Origin of the sequence: Rahnella sp. BCC 1045 (assembly GCF_019049615.1) — a bacterium.
In the GTDB taxonomy this organism is placed as follows: domain Bacteria; phylum Pseudomonadota; class Gammaproteobacteria; order Enterobacterales; family Enterobacteriaceae; genus Rahnella; species Rahnella contaminans.
Window position 1 is genome coordinate 65,402 of record NZ_JAFMOZ010000120.1, and the last position, 20,952, is coordinate 86,353.

The 20,952-nt window shown below is 51.1% G+C and carries 16 protein-coding genes; 1 reads left to right on the forward strand and 15 read right to left on the reverse strand.

Translation table 11 applies throughout. The annotated features are described in order from the left end of the window. Nucleotides 1-152 precede the first annotated feature (152 nt). The 5 genes from ldtD to cmoM all read right to left on the reverse strand — a co-directional run bounded on the left by ldtD (nt 153) and on the right by cmoM (nt 9,671). Entirely contained in the window at nt 153-2,003 is a 1,851-nt protein-coding gene (ldtD, locus tag J1782_RS09950) for a L,D-transpeptidase (RefSeq protein ID WP_165058086.1), read from the reverse strand. 406 nt (nt 2,004-2,409) lie between these two features. Next, on the reverse strand, nt 2,410-6,858 hold the full coding sequence (mukB, locus tag J1782_RS09955) for a chromosome partition protein MukB (protein WP_217153067.1): 4,449 nt from the start codon (nt 6,856-6,858) through the stop codon (nt 2,410-2,412). Continuing rightward, nucleotides 6,855-7,586, reverse strand: a complete 732-nt coding sequence (gene mukE, locus J1782_RS09960; protein ID WP_217153068.1) for a chromosome partition protein MukE — start codon at nt 7,584-7,586, stop codon at nt 6,855-6,857. The genes mukB and mukE overlap by 4 nt, the downstream gene beginning before the upstream one ends. Next, nucleotides 7,567-8,889 carry a chromosome partition protein MukF gene (mukF, locus tag J1782_RS09965; protein ID WP_152324155.1) on the reverse strand — a complete coding sequence of 441 codons (1,323 nt, stop codon included), beginning with the start codon at nt 8,887-8,889 and terminating at the stop codon, nt 7,567-7,569. Before mukF ends, mukE begins: the two co-directional genes overlap by 20 nt. Next, complete coding sequence (gene cmoM / locus J1782_RS09970; protein WP_152324156.1) at nt 8,886-9,671, reverse strand: tRNA uridine 5-oxyacetic acid(34) methyltransferase CmoM; 786 nt, start codon at nt 9,669-9,671, stop codon at nt 8,886-8,888. The genes mukF and cmoM overlap by 4 nt, the downstream gene beginning before the upstream one ends. Nucleotides 9,672-9,827: 156 nt before the next feature. On the opposite strand from cmoM, the gene elyC reads away from it, so the two are divergent. Next, nucleotides 9,828-10,616 carry an envelope biogenesis factor ElyC gene (elyC, locus tag J1782_RS09975; protein ID WP_152324157.1) on the forward strand — a complete coding sequence of 263 codons (789 nt, stop codon included), beginning with the start codon at nt 9,828-9,830 and terminating at the stop codon, nt 10,614-10,616. Here the strand turns inward: elyC and J1782_RS09980 are convergent. The 10 genes from J1782_RS09980 to ihfB all read right to left on the reverse strand — a co-directional run bounded on the left by J1782_RS09980 (nt 10,609) and on the right by ihfB (nt 20,931). Next, nucleotides 10,609-11,502 (reverse strand): YcbJ family phosphotransferase, encoded by an 894-nt coding sequence (locus J1782_RS09980; RefSeq protein ID WP_152324158.1) that lies wholly within the window; start codon nt 11,500-11,502, stop codon nt 10,609-10,611. The genes elyC and J1782_RS09980 overlap by 8 nt on opposite strands. A 182-nt stretch (nt 11,503-11,684) precedes the next feature. Next, nucleotides 11,685-12,443, reverse strand: a complete 759-nt coding sequence (gene kdsB / locus J1782_RS09985; RefSeq protein WP_152324159.1) for a 3-deoxy-manno-octulosonate cytidylyltransferase — start codon at nt 12,441-12,443, stop codon at nt 11,685-11,687. Further along, nucleotides 12,440-12,622, reverse strand: a complete 183-nt coding sequence (locus J1782_RS09990; RefSeq protein ID WP_104921460.1) for a Trm112 family protein — start codon at nt 12,620-12,622, stop codon at nt 12,440-12,442. Before J1782_RS09990 ends, kdsB begins: the two co-directional genes overlap by 4 nt. A 379-nt stretch (nt 12,623-13,001) precedes the next feature. Beyond that, nucleotides 13,002-14,225 carry a winged helix-turn-helix domain-containing protein gene (locus J1782_RS09995; RefSeq protein WP_165058092.1) on the reverse strand — a complete coding sequence of 408 codons (1,224 nt, stop codon included), beginning with the start codon at nt 14,223-14,225 and terminating at the stop codon, nt 13,002-13,004. Between the two features lie 95 nt (nt 14,226-14,320). Beyond that, nucleotides 14,321-14,533 (reverse strand): cold-shock protein, encoded by a 213-nt coding sequence (locus J1782_RS10000; protein WP_104921458.1) that lies wholly within the window; start codon nt 14,531-14,533, stop codon nt 14,321-14,323. Nucleotides 14,534-14,784: 251 nt separating this feature from the next. Beyond that, the gene (locus J1782_RS10005) at nt 14,785-14,994 is read right to left on the reverse strand and encodes a cold shock domain-containing protein (protein WP_104921457.1); all 210 of its coding nucleotides are present in this window, start codon (nt 14,992-14,994) and stop codon (nt 14,785-14,787) included. 354 nt (nt 14,995-15,348) lie between these two features. Further along, nucleotides 15,349-16,338 carry a tetraacyldisaccharide 4'-kinase gene (lpxK, locus tag J1782_RS10010; RefSeq protein WP_217153069.1) on the reverse strand — a complete coding sequence of 330 codons (990 nt, stop codon included), beginning with the start codon at nt 16,336-16,338 and terminating at the stop codon, nt 15,349-15,351. After that, nucleotides 16,335-18,083, reverse strand: a complete 1,749-nt coding sequence (gene msbA, locus J1782_RS10015; RefSeq protein ID WP_152324162.1) for a lipid A ABC transporter ATP-binding protein/permease MsbA — start codon at nt 18,081-18,083, stop codon at nt 16,335-16,337. The genes lpxK and msbA overlap by 4 nt, the downstream gene beginning before the upstream one ends. Before the next feature lie 38 nt (nt 18,084-18,121). Then, nucleotides 18,122-20,395 carry a DNA internalization-related competence protein ComEC/Rec2 gene (locus tag J1782_RS10020; RefSeq protein ID WP_254303036.1) on the reverse strand — a complete coding sequence of 758 codons (2,274 nt, stop codon included), beginning with the start codon at nt 20,393-20,395 and terminating at the stop codon, nt 18,122-18,124. Nucleotides 20,396-20,646: 251 nt separating this feature from the next. Then, complete coding sequence (gene ihfB / locus J1782_RS10025) at nt 20,647-20,931, reverse strand: integration host factor subunit beta (protein ID WP_013574835.1); 285 nt, start codon at nt 20,929-20,931, stop codon at nt 20,647-20,649. Nucleotides 20,932-20,952 lie beyond the last annotated feature (21 nt).

A 20,952-nucleotide genomic window follows, 5' to 3' on the forward strand; every position in this document is an offset into this window, starting at 1 on the left:
TCAAAAATAAGCCCCATTCGGAACCGTTTTGAACCTTAACCGCCAAATTTCTGCGAGTCAAGGGACCCTGCAAAGCAAAACGAGCGTGCCAGTGGCTCACGCTCGTTGTCAGGCCAAGTATTCAGACCCTTATCAGATTAGTTTTACTGCATTTATTGGAGCAATATTTCCGCCTGAGGCAAAATTTGTGCACCTGATCTCACAGTCGCATCGTAATTGTAAATATCTGTACGGAATTGCGGCTTACCGTCGTCAGCCACCCAGGCCGTCAGATAGAACAGTTTTACCGGTATGTGATGACGGATCGCTACATACGTCGTATTACCGCCCTGAAGCGCCGAAGAAATTCGGGTATCGTTCCAGCCCGCATCTTGCAACAACATATTGGCCAGTTCCGACGCTTTGTTTACACGCACGCACCCTGAACTCAGCGCACGAATGTCTTTGCTGAACAGGTTGTGGTTAGGCGTATCATGCAGATAAATAGCATCTGAACTCGGCATATTGAATTTATACCGGCCAAGGGAATTGCTCGCGCCTGGTGCCTGACGGATGCGATACGGGAAATGACTTGGCGAAACCATCGCCCAGTCAATCATCGACGGATCAATCACTTCCGCATCATTGCTCCAGCCGGACAACACCTGATAACCGTGCTGCTGGAAGTACGATGGGTTGTTCATGGCCTTAGGCACAATGTCTTCACGCACTAAGGTCGTCGGCACGTTCCATGGCGGGTTGACCACGACATTATTCAGCGCGCTGCTCATTAAAGGCGTTTTGCGGCTCGGACGCCCGACAATGACCCGCGAGGATAAAACTTCGCTGCCGTTGAGATAATATGTGAGCTGGTAGTTGGGAATATTCACCATAATGCCCGTATTCACATTGCCCGGAAGTATACGTAAACGTTGAATGTTTAGAGCCAGCAATGTGGCCCGCAATTGCGGAGATGCATTCAGCCATTGGCGCGTGCGTCCGCCAATAATACCGTCAGCTTCTAACCCCTGCCATTTCTGGAAGCGCTTAACGGCTTCGACCAGATCCGGTGTGTACTGATTATTCGACACAGCAACCGGCGCGGCCGGAGCCGGTGTATCACCGGCCTGAACCGTCGGCAACACATCCTGAACCGAAGTCGCAGAAGGACTGACCGCCGGTGTCGCTGGCTGAGATTTATCGGCGGTCTCATCGACAGACAAATCGTCATTCGACGCACTTCCCGGTACATTAGGCGCAATAGTTTCATCGGTCGGTTTCGGCGATTTAGCCTCTTCCGGTAACGCCACCATCATCCCCGTCCGGGTCAGTATTTCACGCAGAGCAGGCACGTCATCGCTGATTTGGTCGGGACGTAAACTCGCAGCGCCAGTCATCACCGGCCACGGACGATTGTCTGTTAGCATCAGCTTCAGGGCATCGTGCATTTTAGCGTAATAAGGATGCTGTGGCGTCAGCGTTGACAGATACCGCGCCGTGTCACTTTGACGTACAGCCAGTTGCCACTGGTTAATCACCGTGAGCGGCGGCGTAGTCATTTTATATGGCACGTTGCTGTAAAGCCATTTGTCGCCATTGGCTTCGACGCTGCTGGTAAATTGCAAATACCCCAGCATTGCATCGGACAACACAACATCGCGTGCCATTCCCTTAACCTCAGGATCCGTCAGCCATTTAACCCATTGGGTAAACTGCGGCTGAATGCCTGAAATCGCCAGCTCAGCTAATTGCTGCTGGAAAATCTGGATGGATCCTCTGTCATTCCACATCGGCTGCATATGATTGGCAGCGTAAAGTGAGGACAAAGACGATAAATACAACGGACGAATGCCACGCGGCGCCAGTTCTGCCTGCAACTGACTCATGCTCTGAACGCTGGATAGCGTAGTTTTTCCTACCGGCATAGTGGGTACTGCGGCCCAGGTAGAAAACCATGGCGACAGACCGCTTGCCAGCAGACAGCTGGCGACTAAAAACCTGAGAGACCTTTGATTCATTAACATTTTCCCTTGCCTCCCGATAAATTGCCCAATTTGATCCCCAAAATTAAGCCAGCAGCTCTTAGATTAAGTATATAAAGAGAATTCTTTTTTTGCGTAGGAACTCAATGCAATAGAGTCCGTATCTCACGTAAAGACTCTAAGCCAGCCGTCAGCCGAAATAAAGACTTCATTGTGCACTTTCCATTCTGCGGCAAAGCATTAGCTCACTATTCAGCCAGGTATTTGAAAATGTCTTAATAGTTATTTATGGACAAGACATATTCTTAAGAAAGTATCAGAGAAATGAATAAGTAATATTCTGAGGGTAAATCAATATTTAAGGAAAACAGTATGAAGAAAATAAGGAGCCGCAAACAATAAAAAACGCCCCGGTAAAATACCAGGGCGTCAGGATTTCAGAAACGGATCAGGAAACGTCGGCCTCTGTCGTTGCCAGTGCAGGAAGCTCCGGAGCAAATCCACGTAAACCAACTACATGCACGTGTTCGTTATTGCCGAACACTTTACGCACCAGTTTGTAAGTCGTACCTTTTTCCGGGCTGATATTTTCCGGTGCCGCGATAATAAGCTGCATTTCCAACCTGTCGCAAAGCTCAAACAGAGTCGCGATAGATTTGGCATCCAGACGGGCCGCTTCGTCGAGGAACAGAAGGCGACAAGGCGAAATATCTTTACCACGCATGCGGCTCGATTCATCTTCCCAGCTCTGAACCACCATCACCAGAATCGACATACCCGTACCGATCGCTTCACCGGTAGACAACGCGCCACTCTCTGCACGCAGCCAGCCATCAGAACCACGGTTAACTTCCACCTCCATTTCGAGGTAGTTACGGTAATCCAGCAGTTCTTCACCGATCGTTTGCGGCGTGCGTTGCCCCATATCGATCTGTGGATTCAGGCGCTGATACAGTTTTGCCAGCGCTTCGGAGAAAGTCAGACGGTTGCTGCTGAACAAGTCCTGATGCTGTTCCTGTTGTTCAGAAAGCACATCCAGCAAACCGGCGTGGGCTTCACGTACATTGACGTTCAGACGCACACTTTTGACCTGACCAAAGGCCACGGCCTGCAGACCCTGGTTGAGCTGGCGGATACGGTTTTGTTCACGCTGAATCGTTTTGCGAATAATATTCGCCACACTCTTCGAGCTGATGGCCAGCTGTTGTTCACGCGCCGTCAGTTCTTCCGTCAGGCGTCCCAGCTCGATTTCCATCTGTTCGATGGCTTCCACCGGATCGTCGGTGCGGATAATATCCTGACGGATACGCTCGCGCAGATGCTGATAGACCGCAATGTAGAACTGAATTTTGCGCTCCGGACGTTTTGGATCCTCGGAAAGACGCAGCACATCGCGCAGATGTTCGTTGTCAGACACTGCCAGCCGCAGCGCCCCGAGGGATTTATCCGACATAGAACGTAGTTCGTCGCCGTCCATATAGGCCAGCTCGCGGCGGTGAAGACGGCGCTCAACGCCATTATCTTTCACCAGACGCATCACGGCGCACCAGCCGGCTTTCGACGTCACCACCTGCTCACGGCTCTGATGGTAATCGCGCTCCAGCTTGCGCAATTTCTTCTGCAAATTGTCCATCTCGGCTTCACAGAAAGTAATCTGTTTTTCGAGCTGGTTGCAGCGTGCACGGTTCGTACTGAGAGCGGTATGCAATTCATCGCGGCGCGTTTTGGCGCGCGCTTCGGCGTTCGGATCGGCCTGAACGCCAATATCCTGCAATTCCTGGCTCAGTTCTTTGAGCATGTCGCGTTTGGCATCAAACGAACTTTTCAGGGATGCCAGAACCTGGCTGTATTGCGTCAGCTGGGTCTGATGCTGACGCATCTGCTCACGGGCGCGGGTACGTTCCGCTTCCGCATGCTCCAGGCGTTGGCGCAGTTTGTCATTCAGGTCACTGTTTTCATTGAGCATACCGGCAGAATCGGTATAGCCGAAGTGAGCGCGACGCTGAACGACTTCGGTCAGGGCAAACGCCTGCTGTTTCGCCAGACGCTGTGAATGCTGAGCCTGCGCATAATCTTCTTTCAGCTGCTCGTGCTGTTCCGGGTCACTTTGTAACACCGAGACCAGCGGTTCGAGTTTGCCAAGAGAAATTCCATGCTGCTGGATGAAACGGGCAGAATCCTGCGCTTCATCCATTTCTTCACGGATTTCTTCCACACGGTCGATCAGCGTTTCGTCGCATAATAAACCAACACGCGGCTGCAATTTGTTCAGCATCGCGACAGCTTCTTTAGCCTGTTCGTATTGCTGACGTTGCTGCTGATTCTGGCTTTCGTGCGCATTCAGAGCGCGCTCGAGCTCACCACGACGTCCGCTTAGCGTGCGGATTTCTGCTTCAGGATCGGCATCAAAAGCAACGGCCAAATGGCTGCCGATGAAACGGCTGAACGCCTGATGCGCACGCTGGATTTTCTGGACGTCAAACGACAGTGTCGCGTAACGCTCGGACAAATTTTCGCGTTCTTTATGCAGGGTTTCCAGACGATTTTCACGCGCGGCACGGCCAAACAGCGGCACCTGCGGGAAGTGGGAATAACGCCACTGACGGTCGCCGGTTTTGACCAGCACCGCACCCTGCATTTCTTCCACTTCAAAGACGTTATCGTCAAATGACTGCGGATCCCCTTCGATCAGATAGAGGTCTTCCGGACAATCATCCAGCCCGTCGAGCTGATCGCGGATCAACGACAGATCAGGCACGACAATCGCGTGACGTGACGGGCCATACAACGCGGAGAAATACGGGGCGTCGTCGATGGTGACGTCGTCATAAATCTCGGAGAGCAGTACGCCACCGAAACGTTCGGCCAGCGCAATCATGCGGGAATCTTCCGCACCGCTTGGCTGGCTCAGACGGGTAATCTGGCCTTCGATGCGGCGCTTACGTGCAGCGACTTCATCGCGTTCAACCGTCGTTTCGCGTTCGGTTTCCAGCAACTGCTGCATGTATTCAGTCACCTGCTGGCTGTTTTCCAGCGGCTCCTTACTTTGCTCACTCAGCTGGCTCAGTGCTTCCTGAGCGGCCAGCCAGACCGGCGCACGGGCAGTCAGTTCACGGATACGCGACTGAACCTGTTCGAGTTCCTGACGCATTTCCATGCGGCGTTCACCGGCCTGTGAAACCACGCCCTGCAACTCTTCAATCTGGACTTCCAGCTCGCGCTGCATTTCGTCCAGATCTTCCGGCTGCACATCCTGCCCGGTGCGTTTGCAGAATTCCTGCAACTGACGCTCAGCGTCCTGCTGCTCACGAAGACGGCCTTCAAGCTCGGACAAACGCATGCGCAGCGGTTCGACGCGCTCTGCCTGATGCTGCTGAGAAGACCAGTCGCGTAATAATTCACGCGCGGTTTGCCAGGCCTGACTGCGGCTGACTTCACCGGCGATTTTCACCACAAGCTGATACGCAGTTTCAAACTGATTGTGCGCCGCTGATGCCACGCTCATTTTTTGTTCCAGCTGGAGCAGGATTTCTGTGGCTTCCTGTTCTTTGCTCTGGAATGTTTCCAGCCATTCTTCGCTGTTCTGTGTGCTCAGATCCGGGATCTGGCACAGGTCGCGCGCACGTTCAATGGCCTGCAACGCTTGCTGGTATTGAATCGCACGGGTTTGCTGAACGTCCAGCGCCTGCTGGTAATCGGCAAGCTGGCTTTTCAGCTCATCGACTTCAAGCTCGGCGGCCTCAGCTCGCGCTTCATGTTCAGCATGCAGTTCGCTGGCTTCCGCCACGACTTCATTCTGTTCTTCCAGACGATACGTCAGCTCTTCAAGATCACCTTCATAACGCTCGATTTTTTCCTGCTGACGCATCGCAGTCTGCACCAGACTGAGATGATCGCTGGCTGCCTGATAATCGGTTTCCAGATCACTTTGTGAACCGCTCTGCTCGGCCAGTTCACGCGCCATTTCGACATGACGGTATTGCTCGCCGGACAGCTGTTTCCGGCTGGTAAACAAATCGTTACGCAATACCAGCGCGCCATCGAGGTGAATACGACGTTCATTGGCGTGGCGCATATAGTCGGCCGCCACGTAAGATGTCGCTTCAGAAATCAGATGTTTGAACAGGTCACGGTCGGATTGCGTTACGCGAATAGCTTCCAGCGTCATGCGGTTTTCACGCAGCGCGGCTTCCATATCCTGGAATGCCTTACGCACACCGCTGTTTTCCGGCAACAGGTAGTCACGCAGGGAACGTGTGATGGCGCTGGAAATCCCGCCGTACAGCGAGGCTTCAATCAGACGATAGAACTTGCTGCGGTCAGATGCCGAACGTAAACGACGCGGTATGACACCCAGATCGAACATCAGCGCATGGTAATCAGTGATCGAGTTGAACTGCTTAAACTGGACACCTTCCATGGCTTCGACGCGATCTTTCAGCTCCTGCAAAGACAGCACGCGAGCTTGACGCTCACCCACCGTTTCCGTCAGCATTTCCGTCGGATTAACCGCAACCGGCAAGCCCTGGATGGTGAACGGTTTGATGTCAACTTTGCGGTCACGGCCTGCAACCTGTTGCAAACGTACGCCAACCACAATGCGCTGGTGGCGTGAGTTCACCACATCCAGCACCGAGTAACACACGCCCGCACGCAATTTACCGTGCAGCCCTTTATCGCGGGAACCGGAGGTTGCACCAGCTTCGGTGGTATTACGGAAGTGCAGCAGTGTCAGGTCAGGGATCAGCGCCGTAACAAACGCAGCCATGGTGGTGGATTTACCCGCACCGTTACCGCCGGAAAGTGTGGTGACCAGTGAATCGAGGTCAAAAGTCCGGGCAAAGAACCCGTTCCAGTTAACCAGCGTCAGTGAGCGAAATTTACCGCGTTCAATCATTCCTGTTCATCCTCTGCGCTATCAGGTCCCTGATGCCCTGCCTGCAACTCGCCGTCTTCACTTTCATCGTTCAGTGACAACGCACTGTCGACGGGCATCGCTTCGCCGTCGCGGATCATCCGTAACTGTGCTTCACGGGCATCATCGCCGCTGCGAACATCCGCACCAAAACGGAATACCGCTTCGGTGATACGGAATTTGCTGCTGTCGACACCCATGAAATACACCATGCCCAGACGGCGCAGACGGTTCAAAGACGTACGGACTTTATCCTGTAATTTCTGGCGATCTAAATCCGAACCGTTCGAGCGCTGATTGACATATTTCAGCAGCTTGTTTTCATCGGCCAGACTCAGCAGCTCGTCATACAGTTCCTGCTGGGTAAAAATCCCTTCGTGCGCAAGGCGTTCCGGGCTGAGATACAGATAGCAGAGAATTTTCCCCACCATCATATCCAGCTCGGAAAGCACCGAACGGGGGATCAGCGTCGTCGAGCGCGGGCGCAAATAGAAGAAACCTTCCGGTGCCCGGATCAGCTCTACGCTGTAGCGGCTGTAAAACAACTCCATTTCTTCCTGATAATCCATCAGGAAAGCGTGGTTATCGAGTTCATCAATGCCAATATGGCGGCCAGAACGGAGCTGGCTATCGAGAGCAGGAAACACTGAATTTGCCAGCGCCTGCGCCAGCTTAGCTGGCATTATGTGTTCAATATTTGTCGATGACATGGGCCTGCACCTTGGCTCCGTAATCATTGATTGCCTGCCATTCGGCATGCAACCCTGAAAAATCTGCTTCAGCCACACCAAGGCGAACTGCCTGGTCGACCACAATTCGCGCGACATCAAAGTGTCGGGCCCGCGGATACTGTTTGAGATATTCGCGCATTACCATGCCCAGATTGAGCGGCGTTTTCTGTTGTTGATAGACCTGTAATGCCTGTTCAATCAATGCCGCAAGCTGTTCGCGGATTTCGTTAAATTCTTCAAATTCCAGATCCGGCGGTAACTCACCGGTGACTTCCTCACTGCGCAATGCCAGTTCTTCATCACGCATATCCAGCAAGCGATCCGCATTGGCGAATGTCAGCGTCCAGGGCTGGTCAAAATAGTTTTGAACCGACTGTCGCAGACGCTGCGCAAATACGCGGTTTTTATCCATGTCGATAGCCGTACGGATAAATTTATGCACGTGGCGGTCGTAGCCAATCCACAGGTCAATCGCCTGCTGGCCCCAGCTGGTGATGCGGTCGAGTTTATTCTGTAAATCGAAAACCAGTTTGTCGACGAAGCTCAGGTCCATTTCCACCATCGTGGCATCCTGAATACGCAACAGGTGCGCCTGCAACAGGTCGCCCGCAGCTTCCAGCGTATCCTGCAATTCACGCAGCGTGCCGGAGGTTTCTGACAAAAGGATTTCACAGCTGGAAATGGCCGCACGCCAGTCTTTGTTGAGCAGCCCGGCGATATCATCTTTCACGCCCTGTTGCTGCTCATCCATGATCCGCTGGGTCATGTCGATACTGTCAAAAATTTCAGCGACGGAATATTTCAGCGGCGCATAAACGTTGCGGTGCCAGTGGAAATCATCGCCACCCTCTTCGGCGGCATCGGCCGCACGCTTAAGTTCCTGTGCAACAATCGACAATTGCATAGACAACCGCAGGGTAGAAAATTCACGCTGACGGATATAATAATCTGAAATACCGATGGCCAGCGGCGTCAGGCGATAAATGGCATTGCCATCCGCCAGTTCGCTGACAAACCGGTTGAGCAGGCGCTGACGCACCATATCATTGATGGCGTTATTGGCACGAACGGTGACCGTTTCGTTTGTCTGCTCGAAACCTTTACTGACGTGACGAAACGCGTCGACCAGCTCACCTTCACTCATTTCCCCATCAAGGCGCTCGCTGTTTAACGTGGCAATTGCCAGAAGAAAAGCCAGCCGCTCCGTTGGCAGCGAAATTGAGAAATCATTTTTCCGTGCCCAGGCGACCAGTTCGGGTACAGTCTGGGAAAATTCACTCATAATTCGTCCTTCAGAATGGGTTTATGCGCCATCACATGGATGTAACGTCCCAAACTAACAAAAGGTTCCTGACGGCAATAACGCTGTTCCAGCGCCAGAAGCTCGTCAAAATCCTGCTTATGTTGTTGTCTGTTTCGCAAATAATCGTGGAATACTCTAACACCGGTTTTGCCGCTTATCTGCATCCCAAGCTCTTCCAGCCACTGATAGACCTGCGCAGGTTCCAGCGGATGATCGGGCAACAGGGAGCTCTTTTTGATTTTTGGCACGCCGGCTTCAACATGACCGAAATTTCCCAGGATCATGTGCCGCATGACCAGACCGTGGATATTGTAAAACATCAGCGAGATTGCGCCACCCGGCACCAGGCAATCGGTCAGTGCAGCCAGCGCCTGTTGGGGTTCCGCAAGCCATTCAATGACCGCGTGAAACAATATCAGATCAACCGGCGCTTCCAAATGTTCTGCGATGTGCTGAGCGGGACAATGTACAAATTGCATGTTGTCGCTCACACCTTTTTCAATCGCCGCAGCCTGCGCGCGACGGATCATCTCACCGGAGAGATCGCACAACAAGACCTGATGTCCTAAAGCGGCCAGTTCGCAGGCCATTTGCCCTTCGCCACCGCCTGCATCAAGAATACGCAACGGCCGCTGCGGCAAAGTCTTCATCAACTCCTGCAGATCCTGACCCAGCACGGCCTGACGGATACGTCCTTTCGTTGTGCCGTAGATATTGCGCGAAAACTTTTCGGCCATATCGTCAAAATTACGATCCTGCATGAATTGAACCTTGTTCCTGAAAACGTTTTGCCGGGTTATCTCTGTGCGGCATCGCCGCGTGAGGTGCTATTTTGGCACAGGCTGGCATAGAATAAATCATCCTGACGCTGATTCACGCCCGGATGTCGTTTTTTCACCCAAAAGGACCGGTTTCTGATGCTATTTATCCTAAAAAAAACTGTCGGCGGCCTGTTAATGCCACTGCCTTTTATCCTGCTGATGATGGCGATCGCGCTGGTGTTGTTATGGATGACCCGCTGGCAAAAAACCGGAAAAGTGTTTTTTTCACTGAGTTGGCTGCTGTTGCTACTGCTGAGCCTCCAGCCGGTGGCTGACAATTTACTTCGCCCGGTGGAATCTGGCTATCCGACGTATCAGCCTCAGGCGCATCCGCCGGTAAAATACGTTGTCGTTCTCGGTGGCGGCTACACCTATAACCCGGACTGGGCACCCAGCTCCAACTTGATCAGCAACAGCCTGCCCCGCGTCGCAGAAGGGATCCGGATTTATCGTGCAAATCCGGGATCGAAAATCGTGTTTACCGGCGCGCAGGCCATGACAAATCCGGTGAGCAGTGCGGCCGTTGCAGGGAAAGTGGCGGAGAGTTTAGGTGTGCCGGAGAGCGATATCATTTTGCTGGATAAGCCACGGGATACGCATCAGGAAGCGCAGCAGGTAAAAATTCTGGCCGGTGATCAGCCTTTCGTGCTGGTAACCTCCGCCAATCATCTGCCCCGCGCACTGGTTTTCTTCAGGCAGGCAGGACTGAGCCCAATCCCGGCTCCGGCTAATCAGCTGGCAATTGATTCCCCGCTTAACCCGTGGGAAAGAGCCCTTCCGCAGGCACTTTTCTTATCTCACAGTGAACGGGCGTGGTACGAAACGCTGGGGAGTATCTGGCAATGGATGACGCTGCCGTCATCCGAAACAAAGCCCGTCAGTTAAGCCACGGCAACAGTTGCTGTCGCGCATAGTCAAACTGGCGGCGATCGAGCTTACCGGTATGGATAAGGTGCGCGACAGATTCCCACAGTAAATAGAACCAACGGCGCTCAAGGAAGGTGTCTGAGACGGGCGCTTTTTGCAAATAGCTGAACAGCAGTTGCTCGCTCATGCCCTTTTCCCAAAGACGGAACAAATCAAATTCACGCGGCGCCCATAAAACGGTACCCGGATTAATCATCGCCAGAAGCTGATCGCTGCGCGGGTCTTTCAGCATACTGCGCAGGGAAAGATTGCCGTGAACCAGAACCGGCGTGTCATCGAATTCCCTGAACAAGGTCGCAATGCTGGATCGGGAACGGAAAAGCACCGTGCGATCTTCCGGCGTGAGTTCCGGCGCCTGTAAATTTGATAAGGTTGACCACAGCACTTCAACACGTTGCGGATACCAGTTTTCCCAGCGGTTTTCCTGGGTGCTGTCGACTGAACCGACGCAACCGTGGCTGTCAATACGGTGCCAGGCCAGCATCGCCTCAACGATTTGCTCCTGCAATATTTTCCAGCGTTCCGGCGTGCGGGTGGGTGCTTCTGCTGAGACGCCGCGCAGACGTTCAATCAGCAAAATTTCCCGATAGGGTTTTTGATGCGTCGTGACCATGCCGTAAACCGTCGGCACGCGCACTACGCCTTCTCTGGCCAGCATCGAGAGTTTGTAGGCTTCCTGCCCCGCGATGCCTTCGCAGACAAAACTTTTCGCCATCAGCGGCATTGCATAGCCCTGCTCATCATAAAGAGAAAAAAGATGGGCATAAGGTTGTTCACTGACGCATTCAAGGCGGGATAAACGCTCGCCCAAAACAATACTTAACTCGGCTTTTAGCTGTTCCATAACGTATTCGCAGTGACGAAAAGATTAACGTTTATGATGAAAGCTTCGACAGATGAATACCCCGTTTCAGATCAAACAAAAACCGGATAATTGCTTCAGGAGAGAGAGGATAACTCGGAAACTGGAAGGAACGTCAGATAAGAATGGACGGAATGTGACGTATTCCGTCCGCTAACCGTGGCTCAGGAATGTGAGTGGCCCAGGATCTTACGTACGCGTTCCAGATCTTCCGGAGTATCAACCCCTACTGAAGGAATGGCTTTCGCGACATCAACGTGGATTTTTTCACCATACCACAGCACCCGGAGTTGTTCGAGCAACTCAATGTGCTCCAGTTTGCTCGGTTCCCACTGAACGTACTGACGGATAAAACCGGCGCGATAGGCATAAATACCGATATGGCGCAGGAAGACGTCGCCAATCGTGTCTTTAGAAACAGCGAAACGCTCACGTTCCCACGGGATGGCCGCGCGGGAGAAATACATGGCGTAACCGTTAGCATCGCGAACCACTTTTACTGCATTCGGGTTGAAGGCTTCTTCAGCAGATTCAATCGGTACTGCCAGCGTTGCCATACCCGCAACGCTGTTAGCCAGATTTTCAGCGACCTGACGGACAATCACCGGCGGGATCAGCGGCTCATCGCCCTGCACATTAACGATGATTTCATCATCTGCAAACTGACAAATTTGGATAACTTCTGCCAGACGTTCGGTACCAGACTGATGATCAGGGCTGGTCAGGCAGACTTCACCACCTGCAGCTTTCACTGCGGCCACAACTTCCGGATGGTCGGTCGCTACAATCACGCGTTTCGCACCGGATTCCAGCGCACGTTCCATGACGTGCACAACCATCGGTTTACCGTTAATATCGGCCAAAGGCTTACCGGGCAGGCGGCTGGACCCAAAACGGGCCGGGATAATTGCAATAAAACTCATGGATGTGTCTCATCAACAGAAAGCGGGCGGGCTTCGTTTTCTAATAATACTGGGATGCCGTCCCGAACCGGATAAGCCAGACTGTCGGCTTTACACACTAATTCCTGTGCTTCTTTATTGAAGTACAGTTTCCCGTTACACACAGGGCACGCAACGATTTCAAGTAAACGATGGTCCATTAATTCCTCCCGGAGGCGAATACACCGCTTTTCAGCAGGGCGTCACGCAAAAATGCATTGGAAAACACAATACAACGGCTCCAGAGAATAGCATAACGCCCCCTCTGCGTTAATCCTCACGTCACCTTCTGTTACGCCTCCAGAAAGTTAAATTAATGTGATTAAAAAATATCACTCATGAAGGATTGCGTTGCAGATTACGTGGGAGTACAATTTTTTTTGTGATGCACATCACACTATAAACTTCAGATATGAGCACAAAATGAAAACCATTAACAAAATCATCGCAATGTTCGCTAACTTCAGCAACTAATACTGAGTAACACCTGCAATCATCGTGAATAAACGGCTGCCTGATGCAGCCGTTTTACTTTCTGGATCAGACCCGCCAACCCGTATTCCATAACACTGTTAACGCTTCCGGCCCTTTCGAAAACAATACGTCTTCTGCTCCCTGCCATGCAGCAAAGCGCGTAATCGCGCCGTGAATATCCTGCGCACGCCGGGATGTCATCGTGACTTCAGGCTCGAGGTGAAGACTTTTCACCTCCAGAACCTTTTCCTTGCGGTGCATTTTGGCATCTATGCGCCCGACTAACTCGCCGCGCTGAAGGATCGGTAACGTGAAATACCCGTACTGACGCTTTGCCTCCGGCGTATAGCATTCAATCCGGTAATCAAAATTAAAAAGAGTCGAGGCGCGCTTGCGATCCCACACAACCGGATCGAACGGTGAAAGCAGTGTTGTCACCGTTGAGCTGATTCGTGACTCACGCGCTTTTTGCAACAGGGGAAATTGTTGCTGGTGGACATAATATTTTCCCTCCAGCCCGCTGACTTCAACAGGCGTAACTTCTCCATTTTCCAGGAGTGTTTCAATCACTTTCCGGGTATCAACACGTTTAAGCCGATAATAATCTGCCAGCCATTCCGCTTTGAATATCCCCAGATACTGCGCCGAACGACACATCATTTGATATTCCGCCGCTTCCTGGCTAAGTGCCTGCGCCGCATCATCCCAGCCGGGCATGACGCGCTCTGCAAGATCGTACACGCGGTGAAAATTACGTCGCTCGGACACCATCAGCTTTCCGGAAGTAAACAGCGTTTCCAGATGTTTTTTATGCGGTTTCCAGTCCCACCAGCCGCTGTTTGATTTTTTCTCCGCACTGAAATCCGCAGAACGAACCGGACCTTTTTCTGCAATATGGCTCAGCAGAGCTTGAATATCAGCCTGATGTTCATCAAACCAGTCTTGAGAAAATTTCCATCCCATGCCCTGCGGGTTCAGCATCTTGTGCCGCAATAACCCGTAATCCTCGCGAGGGATAAAACAGGCTTCGTGCGCCCAGTATTCAAAAATTTTCCCCTCAGATAACGCATCTTCCAGCCATTGTGGGGAATAATTTCCGAGGCGGCTAAACAATACGAGGTAAGGGCTTCTGGCAACCACGCTGATCGTATCGATTTGCAGCAATCCCATATTCTGAATGGAATCGACAACATCACCGGCAGACGGTTTTCGGGTCAGAGGTTTAAGAAGATTTTGTGCAGATAAATGCAGGGTGCGGGCCGAACTGAGAGATATAACCGGGTGAGACATATCGGTATCCGTGGCAGCGATAAACTGTGGATACCGATAACATATTTTTGCCGGAGCGTAAAATTCAGCTCAACGGCGCATTACAAAAACCAGACTTAGAACGCAATAACATCAGCCGCTGAAGGGCCATGTGCTACGCTGCGGTAAGTGGTGAACTCTACACGCTGACCGGCACTCAGTGATTTATTACCGGTATTGGCAATGGAGGTACGCTGAACATAAATCTCAGAAGAACCATCCAGAGGGCAAATAAAACCGTAGCCTTTAGCCTGGTTGTACCATTTAACTAAACCCATTTTTAACATCATAATTTCTATCCTTTCTTTTGGGCATCCATGAACACACTTTTTTATTATTGTTCGGATGCGTTTGCCCATATCTAAGTTATTTTTTTTATAAAAAACCTCTAATGAGCGAATTTGTTTAACGATTATTTTTACTGCGAACTTCTTTAAAGCTCATTTCTTTTCGGGCACTAAAAACCCGCCGTTGGGCGGGTTTTACTCTGCTGATATGAAAGACAATTCGAGTTGTTTCATATCATCACATTATTCTCTGATTACAGAGCGATAACGTTAGCAGCAGCCGGACCACGCGGGCTGTCCTGAATGGTGTATTCTACACGCTGGCCTTCAGCCAGAGTTTTGAAACCATCCGTTGCGATTGCGGAGAAATGTACAAAGACATCTTTGCCGCCATCAGCTTGCTCAATAAAACCAAAACCTTTGCTTTCATTGAACCACTTAACCTGACCCATTTTCTTAGACATATTTAAAACCCTTTAACTTTTACTCAATAAGATCCTGCCATTCGGCAATGTTGGCCAATAGTTCAGACAATTACTTATGGGAGGGACTTAGAAGGTTCGTCTTGGAAGCGGAATCATCGGGAAAGAGATAACGTCTGGGAGGAACTGCTTTACTCTACACTCATACATAAATAGCGCTGTAACACAGGCTGCACGCATTTACTCATAACCTGCAAACAATAGCAAGTCACGATACGCAATAATTTTAAGGGTAATTAATATTTACGCAAATAAGTCATTAAAATCAGTCGTATTGAAATTATAAATTTACGTAAATTTCGAATATCTGAAGTGGATTTCGAAGATACAACCCGCTTAAAGATGGGTTTTCAAAATAAGATCAGCTATTTTTTGCAATAATTTCTCTGCCTGTAAACCCTGAATTTTTGCTTCGACGGGCAAATACCACCAGTCCGGCTGAGCAAAAGAGCGGCATTTTACGGCATCTTTTTCCGTCATCAGAAGCTGCTGACCGGGTTGTACCGTAGCGGAAATCTGTTCAGGGGAGTACGCCTGATGATCAGCGAAAGCGATTTCCTTTTGCAAATCTACCCCCAGCTGTTTGAGTGTCGCAAAAAAGCGCGGTGGATGACCAATACCGGCCATCGCCACCACATTCTTCAGCATCGCTGCATCGCGCTGTTCACCCGTCACCAGATTCACGGCTTTGCCTGGCTGTAAAACCATAGACAGCTCACCGGCAAGCGCGGTGCCACCGTTGGTAATCACCGCATCAACAGAACGCAGACGCGCCTGACGTTCGCGCATCGGTCCGGCAGGCAACCAGTGGCCGTTGCCAAAGCGCCGGACGCCGTCAACCACCACAACTTCAACATCACGCTGAAGCGCGTAATGTTGAAGGCCATCATCCGTGATAATGACGTCCAGCTCATGCGCGGCCAGCAGTGCTTTAACGGCATCAGAACGAACCGGGGACACCGCAACAGGCGCTCCGGTTCTCTGGAAGATCAATACGGGCTCATCACCCGCCTGAGCAGCCTTTGTATCTGCTGCTAATACCAGCGGATAGCTTTCAGCCTTACCGCCGTAACCGCGTGAAACTACGCCCACGCGGAAACCATGCTGCTGTAGCGTTTCGACCAGCCAGATAACCACCGGCGTTTTACCATTGCCCCCGGCAGTGAGGTTCCCCACTACCACGACGGGCACAGGCGCCCGCCAGCTTTTTTTAAGCCCTGATTTATAGCTGTAACGGATTAAATTCGAGATTAACCCGTACAGCCAGGACAAAGGCAACAGCAACAGATAGAGCGGTGATTTACCTGACCAGATACGCTCAATCATTGGCCAAACTGCATCCGGTAGAGCTGCGAATAAACACCGCGTTCTTCCAGCAATGCGGTGTGTGAGCCACGTTCCACAATACAACCATCTTCAATCACCAGAATCTCATCGGCTTTTTCGATGGTCGATAGGCGGTGCGCAATCACCAAAGAGGTACGGTTTTTTTGCAGTTCATCCAGTGCGGCCTGAATTGCACGTTCTGACTCGGTATCCAGCGCAGAAGTCGCTTCATCAAGGATCAGAATCGGCGAGTCGCGCAGCAACGCACGCGCAATCGCGATGCGCTGGCGTTGGCCACCAGAAAGCAGGACACCATTCTCGCCAATAACCGTGTCCAGACCTTTATCCATCTTACCGATGAAATCCATCGCATAAGCCATTGTTGCGGCTTTTTCGATTTCTTCACGGGAATAAAGATCAGTACGGGCATACGCAATGTTGTTGGCAATCGTATCGTTGAATAAATGAACGTTCTGCGATACAAGTGCAACCTGATCGCGCAGTGATGACAAGGTATATTCACGCAGGTCATGACCGTCCATCAGGATTTTACCTTCCTGGATGTCATAGAAACGTGTCAGCAGGTTGGCAATAGTCGATTTACCGGACCCGGAACGCCCCACCAGCGCAACAGTTTTCCCTTCCGGAAGAGCGAAAGAAATATCGCGCAGCGCAGGAGCATCGCGACCAGGATAGGTGAAGGTGACATTCTTGAATTCAACTTCCCCTTTAACGCGTTTAACTTCCAGCTTGCCTTCGTCTTTTTCCTGCTCCATGTCCAGAATAGAGAACAGCGTCTGGCAAGCTGCCATACCGCGCTGGAATTGGGAGTTGACGTTCGTCAGGGACTTCAGCGGGCGCATCAGCGCAATCATCGAGGAGAAGACCACGGTGATCGTACCGGCACTGAGTGTTTCCATCACAGACGGGAAGCTTGCCGCATACAGCACGAAAGCCAGTGCCAGAGAGGCGATCAGCTGAATAATCGGGTCAGAAATCGATGAAGCAGAAACCATACGCATACCTTGCTGACGCATACGGTTACTGACTTTATCAAAACGCTCAGTTTCAACTTTCTGGCCACCAAAGATCAGAACTTCTTTGTGCCCTTTCAGCATCTGCTCTGCGCTGGTCGTCACTTGTCCCATCGTGTTTTGCATCGATTTACTGATGTTACGGAAACGTTTAGACACCACGCGGATAACAACCGAAACGATCGGTGCTATGACCAGCAAGATCACTGAAAGCTGCCAGCTGTAGTAAAACATCATGATAAACAGGCCAATGATTGAAGCCCCTTCACGCACGACGGTGACAAGAGCGCTGGAAGACGATGAAGCCACCTGCTCAGAGTCATAGGTAATACGGGAAAGCAAGGTACCGGTGGATTGCTGGTCAAAGAATGCGACCGGCATTCTCATCATGTGACCAAACAGGCGGCGGCGCATATGCATAACCACTTTGCCCGATACCCAGGAGATGCAGTAGCTCGAAATGTACCCGCTCACGCCACGAACAATCATCAGACCAATTACGACAAGTGGCATCCAGAGTAAAATTGAGCGGTCTGCTTTTCCGAATCCGTCATCTAAAAGCGGTTTCAGCAAAGACAGCATGAAGGTATCACTGGCGGCGTTGGCGACCAGCGCAATAGCCGCAGCAACCAGCCCGGCTTTAAAAGGTGTGATCATCGGCCATAGGCGACGGAATGTCTGCCACGTGGAGAGATCTTTATCGTTCATCATGCAATATCAACCAGCATCGAAAGAAATAGCGGCCTATTCTACTCATTATCTACTGATACTCCAAACCGGCGGTGGTACCAACGTGGGTTTAATTGCTTCCGTAAGCCTTTAATTGCCCAATAATCACCATAAATGAACAGGCTTAGTTGACCGTAATCCGAAGTGGAGTGCCAGTCATAGCGGGCTTTGTTGTATCTGCTAACAACTTTATGCGCGGGAAGATGCCATTTATTGAAACGTGCTGCCGATGTCAGCGCCGATTCCGGCGAAACAGCCCGCAAAAAAGGCGGTGAAGACGACGTATTACTCCCGTGATGAGGAACCTGAAGCACTGTAGAGTGCAATTTCTGCTTCGATTTCCTGATCAAGGCCCTTTCTGAACCGGCTTCAATATCCCCTGTCAGCAAAAGGCTGAATGAACCATCATCAATGCGGATGACGCAACTGTCATCATTTCGCGCATCAGCAACTTTTGCCTCCGGCCATAAAACGTTAAAATTCAGCCCCTGCCATTGCCAGTGTTCTCCGGCCACACACGCCAGATGCCCCTCTGACATGGAACTCTCCCGCAAACTTGCCTGAGGATATCGCGATTGCAAAAATGGCAGGCCACCACGATGATCCATATCGTTGTGACTGATAATTATCTGTTCTAACTCGATATTATGCCAATTCAAAAACGGTAAAATATTCTGTTCAGCCGCTGACCCACCTTCCCACTTATTCCCCGTATCATAGAGAATACCTTTCCCATTCCGGCTGATGAGTACCGACAAACCATGCCCGACGTCCAGCATATCAACACGCCAGCGTTCAGCAGGGATCCGTCCGTACCAGACTACGGATACCGCGCAAAACGACACCAGTATTGAAACCCATTGTTTCACGTGCCCAATACGGCAAAAAATTATAGCAACCCATCCCAACAAACTGACAAACAGAAAGTTTTCTCCCAGCGCAAACCAATTACCGATGAATGGTCTTACGCCCCACATTGCCAGATTCAGTGTGTAATCAGCACCCTGCCAGAGTAAGGTTTGGATCCCCGTCAGCAACCCGGCCGGGAAGATGTTCAGAAAAAGGACGACCAGAACACAGGGAACTGTGAGTAGTGATACAACTGGTACAGCCCACATATTTGCCAGAAATGAGGCAACATTGATCCCATGGAAAATGCCAGTTTGCAGGGGCAATAAAAGCAGGGTCACTCCGGCCTGCAAATGTCCCCAACGAATGACACACCAGTACCAGTGCCGCTGAAACTTCGCCGGTAAAGGCACCCATTGAAACCAGAAAACCAGAGAAGCGACGGCAAAACACGACAACCAAAAACTATCTGACAATAAATTCATCGGATCAGTTATTAGCAAAAGCGCTACGCCCCATAACCAGACCTGCCAGGGATGACAACGAACCCGAAAGTAACGCAGCAGGATCCATAATGAGAATGCCATCGCTGTCCGCATAGCAGGCGCATTACAACCGGCAAGCCACGTGTAAACCAGCAGGAAAATCTCACTGACTACCAGCGGAAAGCGATAATCGATTAATCTGACAGGCATAAACCACTGACACATCCGCGCCAAACACCCACCAAACAATGCGGCAATCCCAATGTGCAGACCGGAAATGGCGACCAGATGCGCAATCCCGGTACGCTGTAAAACCAACATTTCTGGTTTTTGAATCAACCCTTTCTCCCCAAATGCCAATGCAATAAGCACTGGCGCATTCATAAGTTCTGGCATCTTCTGCATGACGCGTTGGATAAATTGCTGACGCCAGTCCGCCTCAGTGTCCAGAGGCTCCCCGCTGTAGATTGTGCCGGTCAGTGGCGCATGCTGCGACAACGCCCAGCGCTGTGCATCAAAGCCACCTTCATTGAGCAGGCTATGTGCCGGACGCAGGCTAACAAGTATTTTCCATCGTTGCCCTGCCAACAGAGGCGTAGTATCCCCTTCCCATTTAGCCCGGAATAACACGGGAGGAAAAACGCGTTTACCCTCCTCTCTTTCTATCCTGAAGAAGCGGGAAGACCCTTCCGTTCCCAAACTCACCGTTTTCACCTCGGCAATCACTTCACGTTTAACGCCCTGAAGGGATGAAATCTGTTGCAGCTGGATTTGCCCCTGATAAGCAGCCCAACAGAAGCTCAGTAATGTGATGGCAATCAGTCTGATTAGTTTTCGTTCAGGAACGAACAGCAGACAAGTCATCAGAAATAAGGCAACAAGCTGAACTGTCGTGGGAATTGTGGCGAGAAAAATCAGCGGCGCCATGCCGGTGATAATGGCAATTGCGACCTCATCCATTGAGATTTTGATGTTTTTACCCTCAGCGTTAAACGGCCTGAAATTCAGGTCAACGTCAGGACTGGAGTATGGTTTTTGAGCGAAAAAGGGACAAGTATCAGAAGGAATCGATGCGAGGCATTACGCAAATAATGAGCAGATTAGAGAAAACGGAAACAGTCTTCAGGTCGAAAATGGCAAAAAAAAACGGCGCCTTAAAGGCACCGTTTTGCATTCGCTATAGGCAGTCATTTATGTTTCAGGAATAAACCTTAGCCATAAATGTTCGCGCGATCACGCAACTCTTTACCTGGCTTAAAGTGAGGAACGTACTTACCGTCCAGCTCAACTTTATCGCCCGTTTTAGGGTTACGCCCCACACGCGGAGCACGGTAGTGAAGAGAAAAACTGCCAAACCCACGGATTTCGATGCGTTCACCATCAGCCAAGGTTGCAGCCATATGCTCAAGCATCTCTTTCACTGCATCCTCAACAGCTTTCGCCGGGATATGAGAGTGCTGGCCAGCAAGTCTTTCAATAAGTTCAGACTTGGTCATAGTACCTCCAAGCTTTGCAGC

Excerpts from the sequence above, each read along its gene's own strand:
- J1782_RS09995 (WP_165058092.1), bottom strand. The coding sequence starts at position 14,225 with ATGTCTCACCCGGTTATATCTCTCAGTTCGGCCCGCACCCTGCATTTA.
- mukF (WP_152324155.1), bottom strand. The coding sequence starts at position 8,889 with ATGAGTGAATTTTCCCAGACTGTACCCGAACTGGTCGCCTGGGCACGG.
- J1782_RS10020 (WP_254303036.1), bottom strand. The coding sequence starts at position 20,395 with ATGGATGAGGTCGCAATTGCCATTATCACCGGCATGGCGCCGCTGATT.
- J1782_RS10005 (WP_104921457.1), bottom strand. The coding sequence starts at position 14,994 with ATGTCTAAGAAAATGGGTCAGGTTAAGTGGTTCAATGAAAGCAAAGGT.
- J1782_RS09980 (WP_152324158.1), bottom strand. The coding sequence starts at position 11,502 with ATGGAACAGCTAAAAGCCGAGTTAAGTATTGTTTTGGGCGAGCGTTTA.
- mukE (WP_217153068.1), bottom strand. The coding sequence starts at position 7,586 with ATGTCATCGACAAATATTGAACACATAATGCCAGCTAAGCTGGCGCAG.
- mukB (WP_217153067.1), bottom strand. The coding sequence starts at position 6,858 with ATGATTGAACGCGGTAAATTTCGCTCACTGACGCTGGTTAACTGGAAC.
- ihfB (WP_013574835.1), bottom strand. The coding sequence starts at position 20,931 with ATGACCAAGTCTGAACTTATTGAAAGACTTGCTGGCCAGCACTCTCAT.
- J1782_RS10000 (WP_104921458.1), bottom strand. The coding sequence starts at position 14,533 with ATGATGTTAAAAATGGGTTTAGTTAAATGGTACAACCAGGCTAAAGGC.
- J1782_RS09990 (WP_104921460.1), bottom strand. The coding sequence starts at position 12,622 with ATGGACCATCGTTTACTTGAAATCGTTGCGTGCCCTGTGTGTAACGGG.
- msbA (WP_152324162.1), bottom strand. The coding sequence starts at position 18,083 with ATGATGAACGATAAAGATCTCTCCACGTGGCAGACATTCCGTCGCCTA.
- lpxK (WP_217153069.1), bottom strand. The coding sequence starts at position 16,338 with ATGATTGAGCGTATCTGGTCAGGTAAATCACCGCTCTATCTGTTGCTG.
- cmoM (WP_152324156.1), bottom strand. The coding sequence starts at position 9,671 with ATGCAGGATCGTAATTTTGACGATATGGCCGAAAAGTTTTCGCGCAAT.
- ldtD (WP_165058086.1), bottom strand. The coding sequence starts at position 2,003 with ATGTTAATGAATCAAAGGTCTCTCAGGTTTTTAGTCGCCAGCTGTCTG.
- kdsB (WP_152324159.1), bottom strand. The coding sequence starts at position 12,443 with ATGAGTTTTATTGCAATTATCCCGGCCCGTTTTGGGTCCAGCCGCCTG.
- elyC (WP_152324157.1), top strand. The coding sequence starts at position 9,828 with ATGCTATTTATCCTAAAAAAAACTGTCGGCGGCCTGTTAATGCCACTG.